This window comes from Sphingomonas sanguinis (assembly GCF_001476905.1).
Classification (GTDB): domain Bacteria; phylum Pseudomonadota; class Alphaproteobacteria; order Sphingomonadales; family Sphingomonadaceae; genus Sphingomonas; species Sphingomonas sanguinis_B.
Window position 1 is genome coordinate 1 of the sequence record NZ_LDTE01000051.1, and the last position, 18,553, is coordinate 18,553.

Genomic DNA, 18,553 nt, shown 5'->3' on the forward strand with positions numbered 1-18,553 from the left:
GACACCCCTCCACCACCACTTCGCGGCGGTCCCCCTCCCCTTGCAGGGGAGGAGTTCTATGGTCATGATCCAATGTAATACCAGTACGGCGTAGCGGGACGGGCAGAACATGATGACATTATGGGCTTCGGCCGCGATCCTGGCAGCGGCGCCGAGCGCGCAGGCCGATCTCGACCGGCTCGCGGCGACGCTCGGCTATCGCTACACCATCCTCACCAACCGTCCCGCATCCTGCCCGACCGGCACGCCGCGCTGTTTCGAGGCGGATATCGCCATCGCCGTGCCGGAGGGCGCTCCGAGCCTGCCGGTCGAAATCCGCTACAGCCTGGTCAACCCGGTGCTGAAGATCGACAGCAACATTTTCGACAATCGCACGATCAATGGCGATCTGAACGTCCTGACGTTGAAGCCCGGCCAGCAGTTGAAGCCGGGCCAGACCTATCATGTGAAGCTGACCGGCCTGGGCGCGTTCTTCTCGCGCAATCACATGATGCCCAACGCGATGCTGGCGGCCGAGGGCCTTGCTCCGCGCGTGATCGCCGCGACCCGGACAGGGACCGACGCCGAGACGGGGCTGGAGACGCTGCCTTTCGTCGCCCCGATGACCGACGAAGCTGCGCTCGCCCGCAGCGCCCCCGACGACCAGACGGTCTGGCGCACGCCCGAGCGCGCCTTTGCGCTCTATGCCGAGCGGGGGGCCGCGACGCCGGTCGATGTCGCGATCCTGCCCCGATCCGTGAAGGCCGTGCGCCCTACGGGGGCGCCGGTCGATCTGTCCAAAGGATTGCGCGTCACCACCCAGGGTTTCACCCGCGCCGCCATCGCGCCCGCGCTGGCGGGATTGCCGGTGGGAACGGTGCCGCTGACCATCCGCAAGCAGGCGGGGATCGCACCTGAGGGCTATCGCCTGAGCATCGGGCAGGGTGGCGTGACCGTCGCGGCGGCGGATGCGGCGGGGGCCTCCTATGCGCTTCGCTCGCTGGCCCAGCAGATGGCGGCGGAGGGGATGGCGCTCCGACCGCTGATCGTCGAGGATGCCCCCCGCTACGGCTTTCGCGGGCTGCACGTCGATCTGGCGCGCAACTTCCACAGCAAGGCCGAAATCCTGAAGCTGATCGAGCAGATGGCGGCCTACAAGCTCAACAAGCTCCATTTGCATCTGGGCGATGACGAGGGCTGGCGGTTGCAGATCGCCAGCTTGCCCGAACTCACCGAGATCGGTGCCTATCGCTGCACCGATCTGACCGAGAAGAGCTGCCTGTCGCCGCAATTGGGGGCAGACCCCGCCAGGGATGCGGCCACCAACGGCTATCTGACCGCCGCCGACTATACCGACATCCTGCGTGCCGCCGCCGCGCGCCAGATCGACGTCATCCCCTCATTCGACATGCCCGGCCATTCGCGCGCGGCCATCCGGTCGATGGAAGTGCGCTATCAGCGGTTGATGGCCAAGGGCGACAAGGCGGGGGCCGAGCATTTCCGGCTGGTCGAGCCGGGCGACACCACCCGCTATTCCAGTGTCCAGCATTATGACGACAACACACTGAACGTCTGTATTCCCAGCACCTATCGCTTCATCGACACGGTGATCGACGCCATCGCCGCGCTCCACAAGGCGGCGGGGGTGCCGCTGACCACCTATCATATCGGCGCGGACGAGACGGCGGGGGCCTGGGTCCAGTCGCCCGCCTGCAAGGTGATGATGGGCAAGACGGGCCTGCAGCCCAAGCAGCTGGGGGCCTATTTCATCGAGCGGATCGCCGCCGACTTGGCTAAGCGCGGCATCGCGGTCGCGGGGTGGAGCGACGGGCTGGGCCACACCGATCCGGCAAAGATGCCCGCAAAGGTCCAGACCAATATCTGGAGCAACCTGCACGCGGGCGGCGTCGCCGAGGCGCACGAGCAGGCCAATCGCGGGTGGAAGACGGTGCTGTCCATCCCCGATCTCGGCTATTTCGACATGCCCTATGCCGCCGATCCGAACGAGACCGGCTATGACTGGGCCTCGCGCGGGGTGGACAGTTTCCAAGTGTTCGGCTTCATGCCGGGCAATCTTGCCGCGAACGCTGCGCTGATCCCCAATATCCTCGCTCAGCCCAAGGCAATTGCCGACACCGTGCCGCTCCAGCCGGGCCGCGGCATCGCCGGAATACAGGCGCAGTTGTGGAGCGAGACGGTGCGCCGCGACAGCCAGGTGGATTACATGCTCTTCCCCCGCCTGCTGGCGCTGGCCGAGCGGGCGTGGAGCAAGCCGGACTGGGAGCCTGCCTATGTCGCGGGCAGCGGCTATCAGCCGAACGATCCTCGTGTCGACCGGACGAAGCTGCTGACCGGGTGGCAGGATTTCGCCGGGCGGATGGGCGTGCAGATGCGGCTGCTCGACCGGACGGGCGTGACCTATCGCCTGGCCCCGCCGGGGGCGCGGATCGCGAATGGCAGGCTGGAGGCGAACACCGAGTTCGCCGGAACGCCGATTGAGTATCGCAGCGGCGGCTCCGCCTGGACCCGCTATACCGGGCCGGTGGCGGTGAAGGGGGCAGTCGAGCTTCGCACCCGCACCCCCGATGGCCGCCGCGCCAGCCGGACGGTTACGGTTTCGCCGTAACCGCGATCAGGCCGGGTGCGTCGGCGATGAAGCGGTCGAGCACGCCGTCGGCGATCTTGATCGGTCCGTCGAAGCGCACCGCGCCCTTGATGCTTTGAACGGCGGCCGCCTGATCCGCGATGCGCTTGGCATCGGCGAAGTAGCGGGTTGCCGCCGCATTGCCTTGCTCGGCGGCGTCCAGTCCGGCGGCCGTCTGCTGCAGTGCGCGGCCCCAAAGCTGCATCGCCTCCAGCCAGGGGGAGGCCTGTTCGGCAAAGGCCGGATCGACCACGCCCGCGCGGATCGTGTCGGGCGCATCGGCCAGCGCATCGGCCTTGGCATGGAGTTCGGCCAGTGCCGCGAGGCGTTCGCGCTCGTCACCGTTCGCCAGCGCCTCGCGAACATGGTCGAGCAGCGCCTTCAGCTTGGGGGCCTGTTCCTGCCAGGGCTGGCTGCCGAAGGTGGGGGCGAGATGCTGGGTGTCGAACAGCTCCAGCAGGGCCGCCGTCGCGCGGGTGTCATTCCCGGCCAGATCGCGCGCGGCATAGTGCCAGGTGCGGTCGGCGTCATAGCCCTTGTCGTTCCAGCCGAATGCCAGCACGCCCGTCACCGCGACGCGGCTGGGCGCTTCCTGGTTCATCGGGTTGGACAGGATGCCGGTCAGCTCTGACGACAGCCCGGCCTCACGCTTGGCATAGGGCGCGAGCAGCAGCCGCCCGGCCGAACTCGCATAGTCGTTGACCGGATAATTGTCCCAGAGCAGCGTCTTGCGCCCGAACGCCTTGGTCGCGGCCTTGGCATCGGGGACGGAAATGGCGGGCGGCACGACGTCGGTGCCGGTCCATTGCACGACGATGCGCGGATTCAGATTGGCGCGCAGGGCCGCCTTGTACGGGCTTTCCTTGGCGTCATAATATTCGGTCGGCACCATGATCAGCGGGCGCGAGGCCGGGTCCTGCTTGAGCAGATCGGCCTGGACCGCGTTCAGCAGCTTCGACTGGGCGACACCCGCCGCCTGCGCGCCCGAGGGGCCGAAGGCGGTCTTGTCCGCCTCACAATTCCACTTCTGATATTCGATGTCGTCGAGCGCGACATAGAAGCTGTGCACGCCGATCCCGCGCAGGGCGGCAAATTTGCGCAGCAGCGCCTGCTCGTCCGCCGGGTCGGAGAAGCAGATGCTCGGCCCCGGCGAGATGGCATAGACGAAATCGACATGGTTCGCCCTGGCCCGCGCGGCCAGCGTGCCCAGCGCGCTCAACGTCGCGGCGGGATAGGGATCGCGCCATTTGTCGCGGGCGAAGGGATCGTCCTTCGGGCTGTAGACATAGGTGTTGGCCTTCATCTGGCCGAGGAAGTCGAGATGCTTGGTCCGGTCGGTCATCGACCAGGGCTTGCCGTAGAAACCTTCGATCGTGCCGCGGATCGGCATGGCGGGATGATCGCGGATGGTCAGCGCCGGGATGGTCTGGCGGGCCAGCAACTGGCGGAAGCTCTGGGCGGCATGGAACAGTCCGTCCGCATCATGCCCGGCCAGCGTGATGAGGCCGCTGCGACCCGAGGCGAGGACGGTCAGCGTATAGCCTTCGCGGGCATCGTCGGGGCTGGTGTTGCTGCGCGACAGGGCCTCACGGACCAGGGCGGCGCTGTCCGGGCCGATCACTATGGTCGGGCGGTCGGGCGAGGCGGGCAGGCGCTGGGCCGTGGCGATGTCGGTGACACCGGCCTTGGCCAGCAGATCGCGGACCAGCGCGGCGGTTTCCGGCTCGATGCCCGGCGCGACGATCAGCGTGACTGCGCGGCCCAGAGTCACCGTGCCGTCGCTCAGCGTCATCGCGGCAGGGGCGGGGAAGATCGCGGGCAGGGTGGCGGGGCTCGCCTGAGCCGCCGGGGCCAGCGTCGCCAGCGCGATCGCCGCCAGGGCCGCGCCCATTCCTATGTTTGCCGCCCGCGTCATCCTCAACCTCCGGTATTGAACTGGTATTGTTGGAGGGTAGGGGAGTGGGGGGCGGGCTGCAAGCGCGCTGACCCTCGGGTTTGTGGCAAGCGGCCTGAAGGACACCTTCAGCTCAAAACTGGTGCTAAAGCGGCTATATCAATCGTGGAATTGCAGGCTCGCCAGCCGCGCATAGAGCCCGCCATTCGCGATCAGCTCGGCGTGACGGCCCTGCTCGACGATCCGGCCGCCATCCATAACCACGATCCGCTTGGCGGCGCGCACGGTCGCCAGCCGGTGGGCGATGACCAGCGTGGTGCGGTTTGCCATCAACCGCTCCAGCGCCTGTTGAACCAGCTGCTCGCTTTCGGCGTCGAGCGCGCTTGTCGCTTCGTCGAGCAACAGGATCGGCGCATCGCGCAGCAGCGCGCGGGCGATGGTGATGCGTTGGCGCTGGCCCCCGGAAAGCCGCGCGCCGCCTTCGCCCAGGAAGGTGTCGAGCCCCTGCGGCAGCGCGCGCAGGAAGTCGGCGGCATTGGCGGCTTCGGCGGCGGCCCAGAGTTCGTCGTCGCTCGCCTCCCACCGGCCATAGCGCAGATTGTCGCGCGCCGAGGCGCCGAAGATCACCGTCTCCTGCGGCACCATCGCGATGCGCGCACGGATCGCCGCCGGATCGGCATCGCGCAAGGACACGCCGTCGAGCGAGATGTTGCCGTCCTGCGGGTCGTAGAATCGCTCGGCCAGCTGAAACAGCGTCGACTTGCCCGCACCCGAGGGGCCGACTACCGCGACCGTCTCGCCGGGCCGGATGTCGAGCGAGAAGTCGTTGAGCGCCGCGACCTCGGGTCGGGTCGGATAGTGGAACACGACATGCTCGAACCGCAGCGCACCCATCGGGATGACCGGCAGCACGGCGGGGGCGGGGGGCGGCGCGATCTCCGGCTGTTCCGCCAGCAGTTCGGCCAGCCGTTGCGCCGCGCCCGAGGCGCGCAATATGTCGCCCCAGACCTCGGTCAGTGCCTGGAACGAACCGGCGACCAGCATGCCCGTCACGACGAACGCGGTCAGCGACCCGCCCGACAGACGGCCGCTCGCGACATCGGCGACCGCTTCCCACAGCAGCAGCGTCAACCCGCCGAAGAACAGCCCGATCACCATCGCGGTCATCAGCGCGCGCAGCAGGAAGCGCTTGCGCGAGGTGGCAAAGCCGTTGCTGACCGCCAGCTCGAACCGCTCGGCCTCGCGGCGTTCCTGGCCGAAGGCCTGGACGACCTTCATCGCGCCCAGCGTCTCCACTGCGGTCGCGCCGATATCGGCCAGCCGGTCTTGGCTGTCGCGCGAATAGCCGCGTACCTTCTTACCCAGCAGGACGATGGGCAGGACGATGACCGGGATGCACACCAGCAGCGACAGGGTCAGCTTGGGCGACAGCGCGAACAGATAGATGGTGCCGCCGATCCCGATCACCGTGTTGCGCAGCGCGATCGAGACGGTGGAGCCGACGACCTGCTCGATGATCGCGGTGTCCGCGGTCAACCGACTGGCGATCTCGGACGGGCGATTCTCCTCGAAATAGCGGGGGGCGAGACGCAAGAGGTTCGCCTGCACCGCGATACGGATATCCGCGACCGTCCGCTCCCCCAGCCACGACACGAAATAGAAGCGAAAGGCCGTGGCGATGGCCAGCACCACGACGACCGCGAGCAGGCCCTGGAAATAGGGCGCGATATCGCCGGTGTCGGCGACCTTGCCGAAACCATGATCGATCACCTTCTGAAAGGTGCGTGGGATGAACAGCGTCGCCAGCGCCGCGACCGCCAGCGATACGGAGGCGGCGACGATCTGCGCCGGATAGCGCAGCGTGTAGCGCCACACCATCTTCAGGTTGCTGAGGCGGCGGCTGGCCGGGATCGGGGCGGATTGCGGGGAAGCGGCGGGTCTGGCCATGATGCGACCGGGCCTAGCAGCGTGCGCACAGCGGCTCAACGGCGGCGGTCGTCGCCTCTGCATCGTTTCGCCGTTTCGGCGCGTTTAGACGGACAATAGCGTATCACGGTTTTGTCACGACACCGGCACTATGACGCAACGGCCATATTCTGGTCATTATGCGAAAACGGTTTCATGCTAGACCAAAGGCCATCAGGGCTCCGTCCGGCGGAGCGCAGGGGAATCGACGATGCTGTACGACGCCTATGAAATGCAACGCTCGATGCTGGCGGGCGCCAGTGCTCTGGCCAATTTCGGGGCGGGCCTGCTCCAGAATCCGGCCAATCCCTTCGCCTATCTGGGCGGCGGCGCGATCATGGGATCTGCGCTGGAGGTATTTGCCCATGCCGCCGCGCCGCGCGGCAAGCCCGCTTTCGGCCTCACGAAGACCGAGATCGACGGGCGCGAGGTGGCGGTGCATGAGGAGATCATGCTGCGCAAGCCGTTCGGCCAGCTGAAGCGCTTCCGCCGCGAGGGCGTGGAGGACAGCCCCAAGCTGCTGATCGTCGCGCCTATGTCGGGCCATTATGCCACGCTGCTGCGCGGCACGGTCGAGCGGATGCTGCCGAGCTGTGAGGTGTACATCACCGACTGGCGCGATGCGAAGCTGGTCCCGCTGTCGGACGGGCGGTTCGATTTCGACGATTATGTCGACTATATCATCGACTTCCTGACCGAGATCGGTCCGAACGCGCATATGCTGGCGGTCTGCCAGCCCTCGGTGCCCTGCTATGTCGCGGCCTGTGTGATGAGCGCGGACAAGCATCCCTGCACTCCGCGCACGCTGACCCTGATGGGCGGGCCGGTGGATACGCGCGAGGCACCGACCGCCGTCAATCTGCTCGCCACCGAGCGGCCCCATGCCTGGTTCGAGCAGAACGCCATCGCGACCGTGCCCATGACCTATCCGGGGGCCGGACGGCGGGTCTATCCGGGCTTTCTGCAGCTGGCCGGGTTCATGTCGATGAACTTGGGCAACCACATGATTTCGCATTGGGAGATGTTCAAGCATCTCGTCCAGGGCGACGGCGAAAGCGCCGACTCCACCAAGCGATTCTATGACGAATATCGCGCGGTCTGCGACATGACGGCGGAATTCTATCTCCAGACCGTCGAACTGGTGTTCCAGCGTCACGCGCTACCCAAGGGCGAGATGCTGCACCATGGCAAGCGCGTCGATCCGGGCGCGATCACCGATATCGGCATCCTGGCGATCGAGGGCGAGCGGGACGATATTTCCGGCCTGGGCCAGACTCGCGCGGCGCTGACCCTGGCGACGAACCTGTCGGACGAGAAGAAGCGCTACTACATGGCCGAGAAGGTCGGCCATTACGGCATCTTCAACGGCTCGAAATGGCGCAACCGCATCGCACCGGTGGTCGAGGAATGGATCAAGGCGAACGCCTGATCCCCGCATCCGCTCTGGTGGAGCGGCGCTGAAGGACATAGAAAAACGCCCGGAAGCCAAGGCCTCCGGGCGTTTCGCATTCCGGTGATCGCGGGTTACGCGACCGAGCCGACCACCGCATGGCTGGACGACTCGTCCGAGCGGATCGTGCCGCCGAACAGCATCTTCACTCGGCCCGAGATCGAGATGTCGGTTTCCCACAGCTCGGCCGAATTGATGTCGAAGCGCAGCAGCGTCAGGTTCGGGTCCGATTTGCCTTGCGGAAACCAAGCCTCGACCTGATTGCTCCACAGCTTGTCAATCTGCGCCGGGTCGTTGTCCTTCGACACATGGCCCGCCAGGCAGGCGAAGAAGTCGTGGCCCTTGCCGACGAACTGCGCCATCGCCTCACCGCCGCTCGCGATGCGGTTGTCGCGACCGGCGAAGAAGAACAGCGTGTTGGGCTGATCGTCATCGATCTGCGCGGTCATCGGCTCCGAATGCTGACCGTCGTTCAGGCTGATCATGACGAACGGGCTGCTCTTCAGCTTGTCGAGGAACTTGGCGGCGATTTCCTGGGGGCTGTCATCGGCCATCGTGGCTCTCCTTTCAGGGGTTTGGCGGGAGAACGATGCGGGGGCGGGGATGGTTGCGGGAATCTTGCAGAATGCTTTTCTATAGGAAAGCGTGTGGCGGTTACTGTTTTGATGCGCCACAAGGTCCGCGACGGCAATTTCGCTGTCACTCACAGAAAGGACCACGGATGTCCGTAGCCGATCTGTGCCTGATCCTGGGCGTCGTCATAGCCTTCGCGACCTTAGTCGTGAAGATTATCGACGTTCGCAACAGGTAGGGTGCCCGGCGGGGCTCGGGCTGCAACCTGGGCCCCAAAGGCATTTGAGCCCCGGCCGCTGCAACAGCCGGGGCTCTACAGAAAGGCGGATGTCCTCGCCTCCTCTCCATATACACTAAAAGTGCAAAAATTCAATTCCGGCGATGGGCGCTGCACCGCGCCCCACATCGTATCAAACGATACCCAATCCCCATATTTCCCGCTAAGCGCTGGTCCATCACAGCATAGCCATGCGACCCGCCAGCGCATCGTCGCGCGCCGGGTCGCCCGACCGGACCTGAAGACCTATGACCTCTGCCGTTACCGCCGACGCGCGCAAGACCATGAAATCGCTGTACCGCGCGCCCGAACCCGATGTCCTGAAGCCGCTGCTCGACCGCGCCGCCGCGACGCCGGAGATGCGCGAGCGGATCATGGTCCATGCCTCCGGCCTGCTCGCCGATCTGCGCGCGGCGCAGAATCGCGGCTGGGTGAACCAGTTCCTCCAGGAATATCGCCTCAATTCGTCCGAGGGCGTGGCGCTGCTCAGCCTTGCCGAGGCGTTTCTGCGTGTGCCCGACCCTGAGACCGCCGATCTACTGATCGCCGACAAGCTCGGCGAGGCGGACTGGCGCGCGCATACCGGGCGGTCGGCGTCGAAGCTGGTCAACTCCGCCACTTGGGGCCTGGTCGTCGGCCGCGCGCTGGTGGGTGAGGGCGAGGCGGGGCCGCTCAAGCGGCTGCTGTCGCGCGCGGGCGAGCCCTTCGTGCGCCAGGCGGTCGGTGCCGCGATGCGGATGATGGGCGAGATCTTCGTGATGGGCCGCACCATCGAAGAGGCCATGCGCCGTATGAAGAAGCCCGAGAACAAGGGCTTCACCGCCAGCTTCGATATGCTGGGCGAGGCCGCCCGCACGCATGAGGATGCCGAGCGCTATTTCCAGGCCTATGTGAAGGCGATCGACGCGGTGGGTTCGGACCCGGCGGCGGGCCATTCGATTTCGGTCAAGCTGTCGGCGCTCCACCCGCGCTACGAACTGCCGCGCGCGTACGAGTGCGTGCCAGCACTCACCGACATGCTGGCGCAGCTGGCGCGGCAGGCGGCGGACAAGGGCATTGCGCTGACCGTCGATGCCGAGGAGTCCGAAAGGCTGGAGATGAGCCTCGACATCATCGGCGGCGTTGCGGCGCTCCCGGCGCTGAAGGGCTGGGACGGCTTCGGCATGGCGGTGCAGGCCTATGGCAAGCGCGCGCGCGCGGTGATCGCCTGGGCCAATGGCCTCGACCGGATCATGAACGTGCGCCTAGTCAAGGGTGCATACTGGGACAGCGAGATCAAGCGCACCCAGGTCGAGGGGCTAAACGACTATCCGCTGTTCACCCGCAAGGCGGCGACCGACGTGTCCTATCTGGCGGTCGCCAAGGACATGCTGGCGGCCGAGAATATCCGCCCCGCCTTTGCCAGCCACAATGCGCTGACCGTCGCGACGATCCTCGAATGGGCGGGCAACAGCCACGACTTCGAGTTCCAGCGGCTGCACGGCATGGGTGACGGCCTGTACGAGCGGCTGGTGCGCGAGCATGGTCACAAGTGCCGCATCTATGCGCCGGTCGGCGGGCATCGCGACCTGCTGGCCTATCTCGTCCGCCGCTTGCTGGAGAATGGCGCGAATTCCAGCTTCGTGCACCAGCTCGCCGATGCGCGGCTGACCGAGGCGGAGATCCTCGCCGATCCGGTCGCCAAGATCGCCGCCGTCGGTGGTGCGCGTCACCCGAGCATCCCGCTGCCCGTCGACCTGTTTGCACCGGGCCATCGCAACTCGACCGGCATCGACCTGAGCGATATCGCGACGCTCGACGCCACGGTGAAGGCGGTCAACGCGCCCGCTGTGAAGCCGGTCGCCGCCACCGCCGATGTCGCGTCGCTGGTCGCGCGGGCCCAGGCAGCCTTCCCGACCTGGAACGCGACGCCGCTCGATACCCGCGCCAGCGTATTGGAAAAGCTGGCCGACCTGCTGGAGCAGGATCGTGAGCGGCTGATGGCGATCCTGGTGCAGGAGGCGTTCAAGACCATCCCCGACGCGATCGGTGAGGTCCGCGAGGCCGCCGATTTCTGCCGTTACTATGCGCAGCAGGCCCGCGCGCGGCTGGGTTCGGTCGAGCTGCCCGGACCGACGGGCGAGCGCAACACGCTGCACCTCGAAGGGCGCGGCGTCTGGGCGACGGTCGCGCCGTGGAACTTCCCGCTGGCCATCTTCCTCGGCCAGACGGTGGCGGCGCTCGTGACCGGCAACACCGTCGTCGCCAAGCCCGCGCCACAGACGCCCGCCATCGCGCAGGCGGCCGTCGAACTGGCGTACCGCGCGGGCGTTCCGCGTGACGCGCTGCTGCTCGCGGTCGGCGGGCCCGATGTCGGCCAGGCGCTGACCGAGGATCACCGCATTGCGGGCGTCGCCTTCACCGGCTCGACCGCCACCGCCAAGCGGATCGCGCGGACCCTGGTCGCGGACGACGATCGCCCGATCGTGCCGCTGATCGCCGAGACCGGCGGCATCAACGCGATGATCGTCGATTCGACCGCGCTGCCCGAACAGGTGGTGGCCGACGTCATCACCTCGTCCTTCCGCTCGGCGGGGCAGCGTTGCTCGGCGCTGCGCCTCCTGCTCGTGCAGGCGGATGTCGCGGACAATGTCATCGAAATGCTGAAGGGCGCGATGGAGACGCTGGTGCTGGGCTCCACCGGCAATCCGGCGACCGATGTCGGCCCGGTGATCGACCGGGCGGCCTATGACAAGCTGATGGCCTATCGCGCCGACATGGTCACGCAGACGATCAAGACGCTCGACGCGCCTGCGGATGGTCTGTTCGTGCCGCCGACGCTGATCCGGCTCGACCGCGTGGAAGACCTGACCCAGGAATGGTTCGGCCCGATCCTGCACGTCGCGACCTGGGAAGCGGGCACCCTGTCCGAGACGATCGCGAAGGTGAACGCCAAGGGTTACGGCCTGACCATGGGTCTGCACAGCCGCATCGCGCGGGCGGGCGAGGTGATCGAGGCGGAAGCGGCGGTCGGCAACCTCTACATCAACCGCTCGATGATCGGCGCGGTGGTCGGCAGCCAGCCCTTTGGCGGCGAAGGACTTTCCGGCACCGGACCGAAGGCAGGCGGACCGCATTACCTGTACCGCTTCTGTGCGGAGCGGGCGGTGTCGGTCGACACGACCTCGGCGGGCGGCAACGCGACGCTGTTGTCGCTGGACGAAGGCGGGATCTGATCGTTATTCTCCCTTCGTCCGCCATGGGAGGGCGGGCGAGGGGGGAATGATGAATTGGCGGAGAACGCGCGCCGTTGCCGTGGCGCTGATGCTGGTGGTCGGCAACTGGTCTGGCGGCGCGATGGCGGCCGATCCGGCGCCCACGTCGAACAGCGCCGAGGCGCAGTTGCGCGCGCTCGAGCAGGGCCTGCACAAGCAGACGGGTGACGTCGTGATCGCCCCTGCCAAGGCGACGCTGCATCTGGGCGACCACTATTATTTCCTGCCCGCCGACGATGCCAAGAAGGTGCTGACCCAGGTCTGGGGCAACCCGGCCGATGCGGTCAGCGACGTGTTGGGTCTGGTTCTGCCTAAGGGAACCACGGCGTCGGACAATGTCTGGGGCGCGGTCGTGACCTATGACGACACCGGTTACGTCAGCGACAAGGACGCCGCCGAACAGGATTACGACAAGGTCCTGTCCGACATGCGCGACGCCGCCAAGGAGCGGAACGAGGAGCGCAAGAAGCAGGGCTTTTCGGCGGTCCAGATCGTCGGCTGGGCTCAGCCTCCGTCCTATGATGCCAAGGACCATTCGCTGGTCTGGGCGCGCCAGCTGAAGTTCGAGGGCAGCAAGGGGCCGGACTCGCTCAACTATGACGTGCGGCTGCTCGGGCGGCGCGGGGTGCTGAGCCTGAATATGGTTTCCGACATGGCGCATCTGTCCGAGGTGCGCGCGGCGGCGGCGGAGTTCGGTCGTGCGGCGAGCTTCGACCGGGGCGAGACTTATGCCGATTACGACGCCTCGACTGACAAGACGGCCGAATATGGTTTGGCAGGCCTGGTCGCGGCTGGCGTCGGCGTGGCGGCGGCCAAGAAGCTGGGGCTGCTCGCGATCATTCTGGGCTTCGGGAAGAAGTTCATCGTCCTGATCGTCGCGGCGGGCATGGCGGTGATGCGCTGGGGCCGCAAGCTGTTCGGCCGCAAGGAGGCGGAGCAGAGTGGGGAGGGCGAAGCGGCCCCCGCTGATACCGCCTTGCAAGCCGAGCATCCGAACGCCCTATCCTCAGAGGCTCCGGCCGCGCCAAAGCCCGCCGAGGATCAGCCGCCAGCGGCCTGATGCACCTCGACCGGCTGAACCTGCGGATAGGGCATGACCAGCGTCCCGTCCGGCGCGGCGGTGTAGGTGGTCTGGGTGGGATAGGGGATGGAAATCCCCTCCTCGGCGAACCGCTTCATCAACGTCACCAGCACCCGGTTGCGTGTGGCGTGCGCGGTGGCCCAGTCGTCGCCGGGCACGTCGAATTGCAGCACGAAGTCGAGGCTCGACGCGCCGAAGCTCTCGAAGCTCGACCGTGCGACCTTGCCGCCCTCCGCCTCGACGATCTCGGTCAGCATGTCCGGCACGCGCGCCAGCGTCTCGGGCGGGGTTTCATAGGCCACGCCGATGGTCAGTGACAGGCGGATATGGTGGCGCACCGTCTGGTTCTGGATTTCCTTGTCCAGCAGGTTGCGGTTCGAGATGATTCGCAGCTCGCCGGTAAAGGCGCGGATGCGGGTGGATTTCAGGCCGATCGCCTCGATGATGCCGGTGGTATTATCATAGGCGATCTTGTCGCCGCGCCGGAACGGCCGGTCGAAGATGATGGCGAGGGCGGCGAACAGATCGCCGAAGATCCCCTGCGCCGCCAGACCGATGGCGATGCCGCCGACACCCAGACCCGCGACCAGGCCGGTGACGTTGACGCCCAGATTGTCGAGCACCACGACCAGCGCGATGGCGAAGAGCACCGCCGTCACCAGCAACCGGATCAGCCCCATCGCCGACAGCAGCGCCTCACCCGAATAATGTTCGGACTGGGTACGATGCTCGATCGCGCCCAGGATCAGCTCGCGTGCCCAGATCGCGGCCTGGAAGGTGCTGGCGATGGTGAAGAGGAAGCTGATCGTTTTGGCGACCTCGCCCGGCGCACCCGCATAGCCCGCGACCAGTTGCGCGGCGAGCGTGACGATGAAGAACAGGTTGGTGCGCGCAATGGCATGGCCCAGGATCACACCCCAGCCGCCCGCAAAGCCGGGGCGGCTGCACAATTTGTCGCCTAGCTTGCGCACCCAAAGCAGCGCCAGCACGATGACCGCGCCGAACCCGATCGCGATCAGCACCTTCAGCCAGTAATGCTGGACCCACCAGGAGGTGGCGTTGATGATGCCGCCGACCTGATCGGGGATGCGGGAGCCGTCGAAGATCGGCGCCTTGGGCGAGGATTTCGCCATGGGGACTCCTTGGAAATCGGGGCGGTCAGGCCGCCTTGGTCGCCGGGGTTCCGGCTTCGAGAAACGCGATCAGGCCGCATTCGACACGCGACAGCCCGGCGCGGGCGCGGGGCAGGCGCAGGGTTTTGCGAAACGCCGCCTGCCCATCCTTGACGAGCGCGATCAGCGAGGGGTGGACATAGGACTTCCGCGCGATGGCGGGGGTGTTGCCGAGCTTTTCGACGACCGGCTCCAGCATGGCCTTCAGGCTGAGGTCCGCCTCGGCCAGTGCCAGCGCCTCGAACGCGGCGACGCTGGCGGCCCAGGTGCGGAAATGCTTAGCGGTGAAGTCGCAGCCCGTCGCCTCGCGGATATAGGTGTTGACGTCCGACGAGGAGACCGGGTTCGCCTCGCCATCATCATCGACCCAGGCGAAAAGATGCTGCTCGTCCAGATCCTGGCAGCGCTTCACGAAGCTGGCGAGCGAACGGTCGGTCAGGGTCAGGTCGCGCATCTTTCCGGACTTGCCGCGGTAGCGCAGCCGTAGCGTCGTACCCTTCACCTGGCCATGGCGCTTGCGCAATGTCGTTGCGCCGAAACTCTTGTTGGTCGCGGCATAGGCTTCGTTGCCGACGCGCAAATGGCCGTTGTCGAGCAGCCGGACGACGGCGGCGACCGCGCGCTCCTTGCACAGGCCGCGCTTCTTCAAATCCGCTTCGACGCGCTTGCGCAGGGCGGGGAGCGCATGGCCGAACTCGACGCAACGCTCATATTTGGCGGCGTCCTGCGCCTCGCGGAAGTCGGCGTGATAACGATATTGCTTGCGACCCTTTTCGTCCCAGCCGACCGCCTGGATATGGCCATTGGCGCGCGGGCAGAACCAGGCGTTCTTATAGGCGGGGGGCAGGCCGATCTTGTTCAGCCGATCGATCTCGTTGGTGTCGGTGATCCGCTCGCCCTTGGTCGTCCAATAGGCCCATTTCCCCCGGACCTTGGTTCGGGTGATGCCGGGCTTGCTGTCGTCGCAATAGACTAATCGGGTGGCCATCGCTCTCTCTCGGGTCATCTTTGCAAATGCGTCGCTGGTCGCTTCGTTCCGGAACGGCCGATGCGGTCGGTGGTTCTGCAAGTGCCTTTCCCCCGAGGCGTTTCCCGACAGGAGTATTCCATCATGGCCGATCTTTCCCAGGCACGCGTCCTGATGCTCGCCGCCGACGGTTTCGAGACCGTCGAGCTTTTTGAACCGCGCAAGGCGCTGGAGGCGGCAGGCGCCAAGGTGCGACTGGCCTCGCTCAAGTCCGACCCGATCCAGGGCATGGAAGGCGACATCAACAAGGCTGAGACGGCGACGCCGGACCTGACCGTCGATGAGGTCGACACCGACGATTACGACGCGCTCGTCATCCCCGGCGGCACCTGCAACCCCGACAAGCTGCGCCTGAACGAGCGCGCGGTCGAGATCGTCACCGAGTTCATGGAGGACGACAAGATCGTCGCCGCCATCTGCCACGGCCCCTGGCTGCTGGCCGAAGCCGATGTGATCGATGGTCGCCGCCTGACCAGCTATCCTTCGATCCGCACCGACCTGTCCAATGCGGGCGCGGATGTTGTCGACGAGGAGGTCGTGGTCGACGGCAACCTGATCACCAGCCGCAAGCCGGACGACATCCCCGCCTTCAACAAGGCGATCCTGACTGCGCTGGAAGAAGAGCTGGCCGACGAGGAAGAGACCGAAGAAGCCTGATCCCAGCACGGGACGATCTGGGGCGTCGCATCCGGCCATCGTGCGTGGCAGGATGCGGCGCCCGCTTGTTTTTCAGGATGATGCCATGCGTCTGGTTCCGCTGCTGCTCCTCGGTCTGACCTCCGGCGTCGCGCTGGCGCAGGGGACGACGCAGCCCTTCATGGTCGGCGGGCGCGGCTTTGCGAGCCTTCAGGATGCGCTGAACGCGATCGGCGATGGTGAGGGCACGGTCCGCATCGCGCCGGGCACCTACCGCGAATGCGCGGTGCAGAATGCCGGGCGCGTGACCATCACCGCGACCGAGCCGGGCAAGGTAATCTTCACCCGCATCGCATGCGAAGGAAAAGCGGCGCTGGTCCTGCGCGGACGCGGCGCGCAGGTCGACGGCATCGTCTTCAGCCATATCGAGGTCGGCGACGGCAATGGCGCGGGCATTCGCATCGAAAAGGGTCCGCTGGTCGTCAGCAATGCGATGTTCCTCGACAGCCAGTCGGGTATCCTGTCGGCGGAGGACCCAAACGGCACGGTCGTGATCGACCACTCGACCTTTTCGGGGCTGGGCCACGACCCGACCGGTTACGGCGCGCACAGCATCTATATGGGCCGCTACAAGAGCCTGAAAGTCACCAATTGCCGTTTCGAGCGCGGGCAGGGTGGTCATTACGTTAAGACCCGCGCACCCTATGTCGAGGTGCTGGACAGCAGCTTCGACGACAGCCACGGCCATATGACCAACTATATGATCGACCTGTCCAATGGTGCGAAGGGGCGGATCGCGGGCAACGAATTCGTCGACGGCCGCGACAAGGACAATCACTCGACCCTGATCACCGTCGGACCGGAGGGGGCGAAGAATGATTCCTCCGGGCTGGTGGTCGAAAACAACCGCGCGCGACTGGCGCCGGGGGCGGACTATAAGCCGGTTTTCGTCGGCAACTGGTCGGGCGAGCCGCTGGTGATCCGCGGGAATATCCTGGGGCCGGGCATCACGCCGACGGCGCGGAAGTTCTGACCTCGGGCCGCAAAGGACGGCGACCGGGTGGTGGTTTCAACCGCGCCTCGCGGGTTCGCCGGGCGAGATAGGTGTCCAGCCCGATCTGCGCGGCCATCAGCTGGTAGAGGAAGGGATTGAACGCGATCCCGACAAACGCCCCGCCCAGCAGATAGATCAGGTGAGCATGTTGGAGCGCGCCCGCCAGCCGCCCGCCCCAGTGGAGCGGATCGTCGGTCTTGCGATAACGTCGCCGCAGCGCCTCCATCCGGAGCAGCCCCGCGACATTGATGCCCAGCCACAGGAACAGGCCCGGCCAGCCCTGTTCGCCCAGCATCTCGAAATAGCTGGAGTGATAGGCGCGGGCGCGGTCGGTGGTGACCTGTTTCTCGATGGTGGCGTTGTGCGCGGTGCCCTCGACCTTGGTCAGGTCATAGCGCAGGCTATTCTGCAGATAGGCATTGAACCCGCCGCCGAACGGGTTGGATGTGGCATAGTCCAAGGTCCATTTCCACACCGCCAGCCGGGTCGAGGCGGACTCGTCGCCCTGATAGGTGCGGATGGTGTTCATCCGCTGGGTATAGGAGGAGGGGAGGAGCGGCACGACCGCCAGCCCCGCCACCGCCAGTACGCTGATATACAGGACCCGCCGCTTGACCTCACGCAACATCAGGATGGCGAGCAGCCCGATGCAGAGCAGTCCCGTGCGCGCCGAGGTGCCGACCGGGATCAGCAGACAGGCGAAGATCAGCCCCGACCCGAACAGCTGCACCCGCCGGTCGGGCGGAAAGATGGTGCCATGCTTCATCAGCCACAGGATGACCGGGATCGCCGCAATCGCGACCGCCGAGATGATGCTGCCCTCATAGAGGCCGGTATTGTTGGTCACCATCAGGTTTAGCTCGCCGTAACCGCCGCCGCTGAACAGCGTCTTGATCCCGCCGACGATGACGATCGACGCCAGCGACAGCATCATGAACAGCAGCAGCGCCTCGATCCTGAGCCGGGTGCGCAGCGTCAGTGGCAGGAAGACGGCAAAGGCCAGCGCCTTCCACACCCAGTCCCACTTGTCCCTGGCCTCGACCGGAAAGTCCGCGCCGAAAAAGGTGGTCGTGGCGCAATAGCCGAGCAGCAGGAGGATCGCGCCCTGCCGCAAGGTGAAGCGACTGTCCCGCTTGTCGTCGACCAGCGCCCAGGCACCCACCGCCGCCACTACCGCGATCAACGAGATCGGCACGGTGTTGAGCAGATAATAGGTCAGCCGCTGGGGCGAGACGATATCGATATAGATATAGGCGAGGACCAGCAGGAACGGCCGTCGCAGCCCCATGGCGAACAGGCTGAACAGGAACCCGATCAGGAACAGGTCACGCATCGGGGTGCGCACCTTTCCCGCGCAGCCGCTTGCCGTCGGTCGGGCGCGCGTCTCCCTCCTGGTCCAGGTCGCGCCGTCCCAACAGGCGCCAAGCCGCGATCAGCATCAGGCCATGGGTCAGGAGAAGGGCAAAGCTGTCGATCATCGCCCGTCCTTTCCTGCTGACGCCGGTCGCTGTCGGCGATGCTTATAAACCGGTGGTTGACGCGGCGTT

At 66.3% G+C, this 18,553-nt stretch carries 13 protein-coding genes; 6 read left to right on the top strand and 7 right to left on the bottom strand.

All coding sequences use genetic code 11. The annotated features are described in order from the left end of the window. Positions 1 to 109 precede the first annotated feature (109 nt). Positions 110 to 2,605 carry a family 20 glycosylhydrolase gene (locus SB4_RS09055; RefSeq protein WP_058752320.1) on the top strand — a complete coding sequence of 832 codons (2,496 nt, stop codon included), beginning with the start codon at positions 110 to 112 and terminating at the stop codon, positions 2,603 to 2,605. Here SB4_RS09055 and SB4_RS09060 read toward each other — a convergent pair. Beyond that, positions 2,589 to 4,538: a glycoside hydrolase family 84 protein gene (locus SB4_RS09060; RefSeq protein WP_058752321.1), complete on the bottom strand. Its 1,950-nt coding sequence runs from the start codon at positions 4,536 to 4,538 to the stop codon at positions 2,589 to 2,591. The genes SB4_RS09055 and SB4_RS09060 overlap by 17 nt on opposite strands. Before the next feature lie 138 nt (positions 4,539 to 4,676). After that, complete coding sequence (locus SB4_RS09065) at positions 4,677 to 6,464, bottom strand: ABC transporter transmembrane domain-containing protein (protein ID WP_058752322.1); 1,788 nt, start codon at positions 6,462 to 6,464, stop codon at positions 4,677 to 4,679. A gap of 229 nt (positions 6,465 to 6,693) precedes the next feature. On the opposite strand from SB4_RS09065, the gene SB4_RS09070 reads away from it, so the two are divergent. After that, positions 6,694 to 7,911, top strand: coding sequence for a polyhydroxyalkanoate depolymerase (locus tag SB4_RS09070; protein WP_058752323.1), 1,218 nt, complete (start codon positions 6,694 to 6,696; stop codon positions 7,909 to 7,911). Between the two features lie 95 nt (positions 7,912 to 8,006). Here SB4_RS09070 and SB4_RS09075 read toward each other — a convergent pair whose 3' ends face one another. Continuing rightward, positions 8,007 to 8,486: a pyridoxamine 5'-phosphate oxidase family protein gene (locus tag SB4_RS09075; protein ID WP_058752324.1), complete on the bottom strand. Its 480-nt coding sequence runs from the start codon at positions 8,484 to 8,486 to the stop codon at positions 8,007 to 8,009. 580 nt (positions 8,487 to 9,066) lie between these two features. Here SB4_RS09075 and SB4_RS09080 point away from each other — a divergent pair. After that, on the top strand, positions 9,067 to 11,997 hold the full coding sequence (locus SB4_RS09080; protein WP_082670078.1) for an L-glutamate gamma-semialdehyde dehydrogenase: 2,931 nt from the start codon (positions 9,067 to 9,069) through the stop codon (positions 11,995 to 11,997). A 46-nt stretch (positions 11,998 to 12,043) separates the two neighbouring features. Beyond that, on the top strand, positions 12,044 to 13,096 hold the full coding sequence (locus SB4_RS09085) for a DUF2167 domain-containing protein (protein WP_241488560.1): 1,053 nt from the start codon (positions 12,044 to 12,046) through the stop codon (positions 13,094 to 13,096). On the opposite strand, the gene SB4_RS09090 is transcribed toward SB4_RS09085, so the two are convergent. Both SB4_RS09090 and SB4_RS09095 read right to left on the bottom strand, forming a co-directional pair. Next, positions 13,078 to 14,250, bottom strand: coding sequence for a mechanosensitive ion channel family protein (locus SB4_RS09090; RefSeq protein WP_058752326.1), 1,173 nt, complete (start codon positions 14,248 to 14,250; stop codon positions 13,078 to 13,080). The genes SB4_RS09085 and SB4_RS09090 overlap by 19 nt on opposite strands. 25 nt (positions 14,251 to 14,275) lie before the next feature. Then, the gene (locus tag SB4_RS09095) at positions 14,276 to 15,277 is read right to left on the bottom strand and encodes a DNA topoisomerase IB (protein ID WP_058752327.1); all 1,002 of its coding nucleotides are present in this window, start codon (positions 15,275 to 15,277) and stop codon (positions 14,276 to 14,278) included. Between the two features lie 123 nt (positions 15,278 to 15,400). Here SB4_RS09095 and SB4_RS09100 point away from each other — a divergent pair, with 123 nt between their 5' ends. Continuing rightward, positions 15,401 to 15,973: a type 1 glutamine amidotransferase domain-containing protein gene (locus SB4_RS09100; protein ID WP_058752328.1), complete on the top strand. Its 573-nt coding sequence runs from the start codon at positions 15,401 to 15,403 to the stop codon at positions 15,971 to 15,973. 85 nt (positions 15,974 to 16,058) lie between these two features. Continuing rightward, the gene (locus SB4_RS09105; protein ID WP_058752348.1) at positions 16,059 to 16,985 is read left to right on the top strand and encodes a right-handed parallel beta-helix repeat-containing protein; all 927 of its coding nucleotides are present in this window, start codon (positions 16,059 to 16,061) and stop codon (positions 16,983 to 16,985) included. Here SB4_RS09105 and SB4_RS09110 read toward each other — a convergent pair. Together SB4_RS09110 and SB4_RS19965 are read right to left on the bottom strand one after the other, a co-directional pair. Further along, on the bottom strand, positions 16,960 to 18,339 hold the full coding sequence (locus SB4_RS09110) for a putative O-glycosylation ligase, exosortase A system-associated (protein ID WP_058752329.1): 1,380 nt from the start codon (positions 18,337 to 18,339) through the stop codon (positions 16,960 to 16,962). The two genes, SB4_RS09105 and SB4_RS09110, sit on opposite strands and share 26 nt — an antisense overlap. Further along, positions 18,332 to 18,484, bottom strand: a complete 153-nt coding sequence (locus tag SB4_RS19965; protein ID WP_193753776.1) for a hypothetical protein — start codon at positions 18,482 to 18,484, stop codon at positions 18,332 to 18,334. Before SB4_RS19965 ends, SB4_RS09110 begins: the two co-directional genes overlap by 8 nt. Positions 18,485 to 18,553 lie beyond the last annotated feature (69 nt).

Excerpts from the sequence above, each read along its gene's own strand:
- SB4_RS09070 (WP_058752323.1), top strand. The coding sequence starts at position 6,694 with ATGCTGTACGACGCCTATGAAATGCAACGCTCGATGCTGGCGGGCGCC.
- SB4_RS09110 (WP_058752329.1), bottom strand. The coding sequence starts at position 18,339 with ATGCGTGACCTGTTCCTGATCGGGTTCCTGTTCAGCCTGTTCGCCATG.
- SB4_RS09065 (WP_058752322.1), bottom strand. The coding sequence starts at position 6,464 with ATGGCCAGACCCGCCGCTTCCCCGCAATCCGCCCCGATCCCGGCCAGC.
- SB4_RS09090 (WP_058752326.1), bottom strand. The coding sequence starts at position 14,250 with ATGGCGAAATCCTCGCCCAAGGCGCCGATCTTCGACGGCTCCCGCATC.
- SB4_RS09105 (WP_058752348.1), top strand. The coding sequence starts at position 16,059 with ATGCGTCTGGTTCCGCTGCTGCTCCTCGGTCTGACCTCCGGCGTCGCG.
- SB4_RS09080 (WP_082670078.1), top strand. The coding sequence starts at position 9,067 with ATGAAATCGCTGTACCGCGCGCCCGAACCCGATGTCCTGAAGCCGCTG.
- SB4_RS09055 (WP_058752320.1), top strand. The coding sequence starts at position 110 with ATGATGACATTATGGGCTTCGGCCGCGATCCTGGCAGCGGCGCCGAGC.
- SB4_RS09095 (WP_058752327.1), bottom strand. The coding sequence starts at position 15,277 with ATGGCCACCCGATTAGTCTATTGCGACGACAGCAAGCCCGGCATCACC.
- SB4_RS09060 (WP_058752321.1), bottom strand. The coding sequence starts at position 4,538 with ATGACGCGGGCGGCAAACATAGGAATGGGCGCGGCCCTGGCGGCGATC.
- SB4_RS09100 (WP_058752328.1), top strand. The coding sequence starts at position 15,401 with ATGGCCGATCTTTCCCAGGCACGCGTCCTGATGCTCGCCGCCGACGGT.
- SB4_RS09075 (WP_058752324.1), bottom strand. The coding sequence starts at position 8,486 with ATGGCCGATGACAGCCCCCAGGAAATCGCCGCCAAGTTCCTCGACAAG.
- SB4_RS19965 (WP_193753776.1), bottom strand. The coding sequence starts at position 18,484 with ATGATCGACAGCTTTGCCCTTCTCCTGACCCATGGCCTGATGCTGATC.
- SB4_RS09085 (WP_241488560.1), top strand. The coding sequence starts at position 12,044 with ATGATGAATTGGCGGAGAACGCGCGCCGTTGCCGTGGCGCTGATGCTG.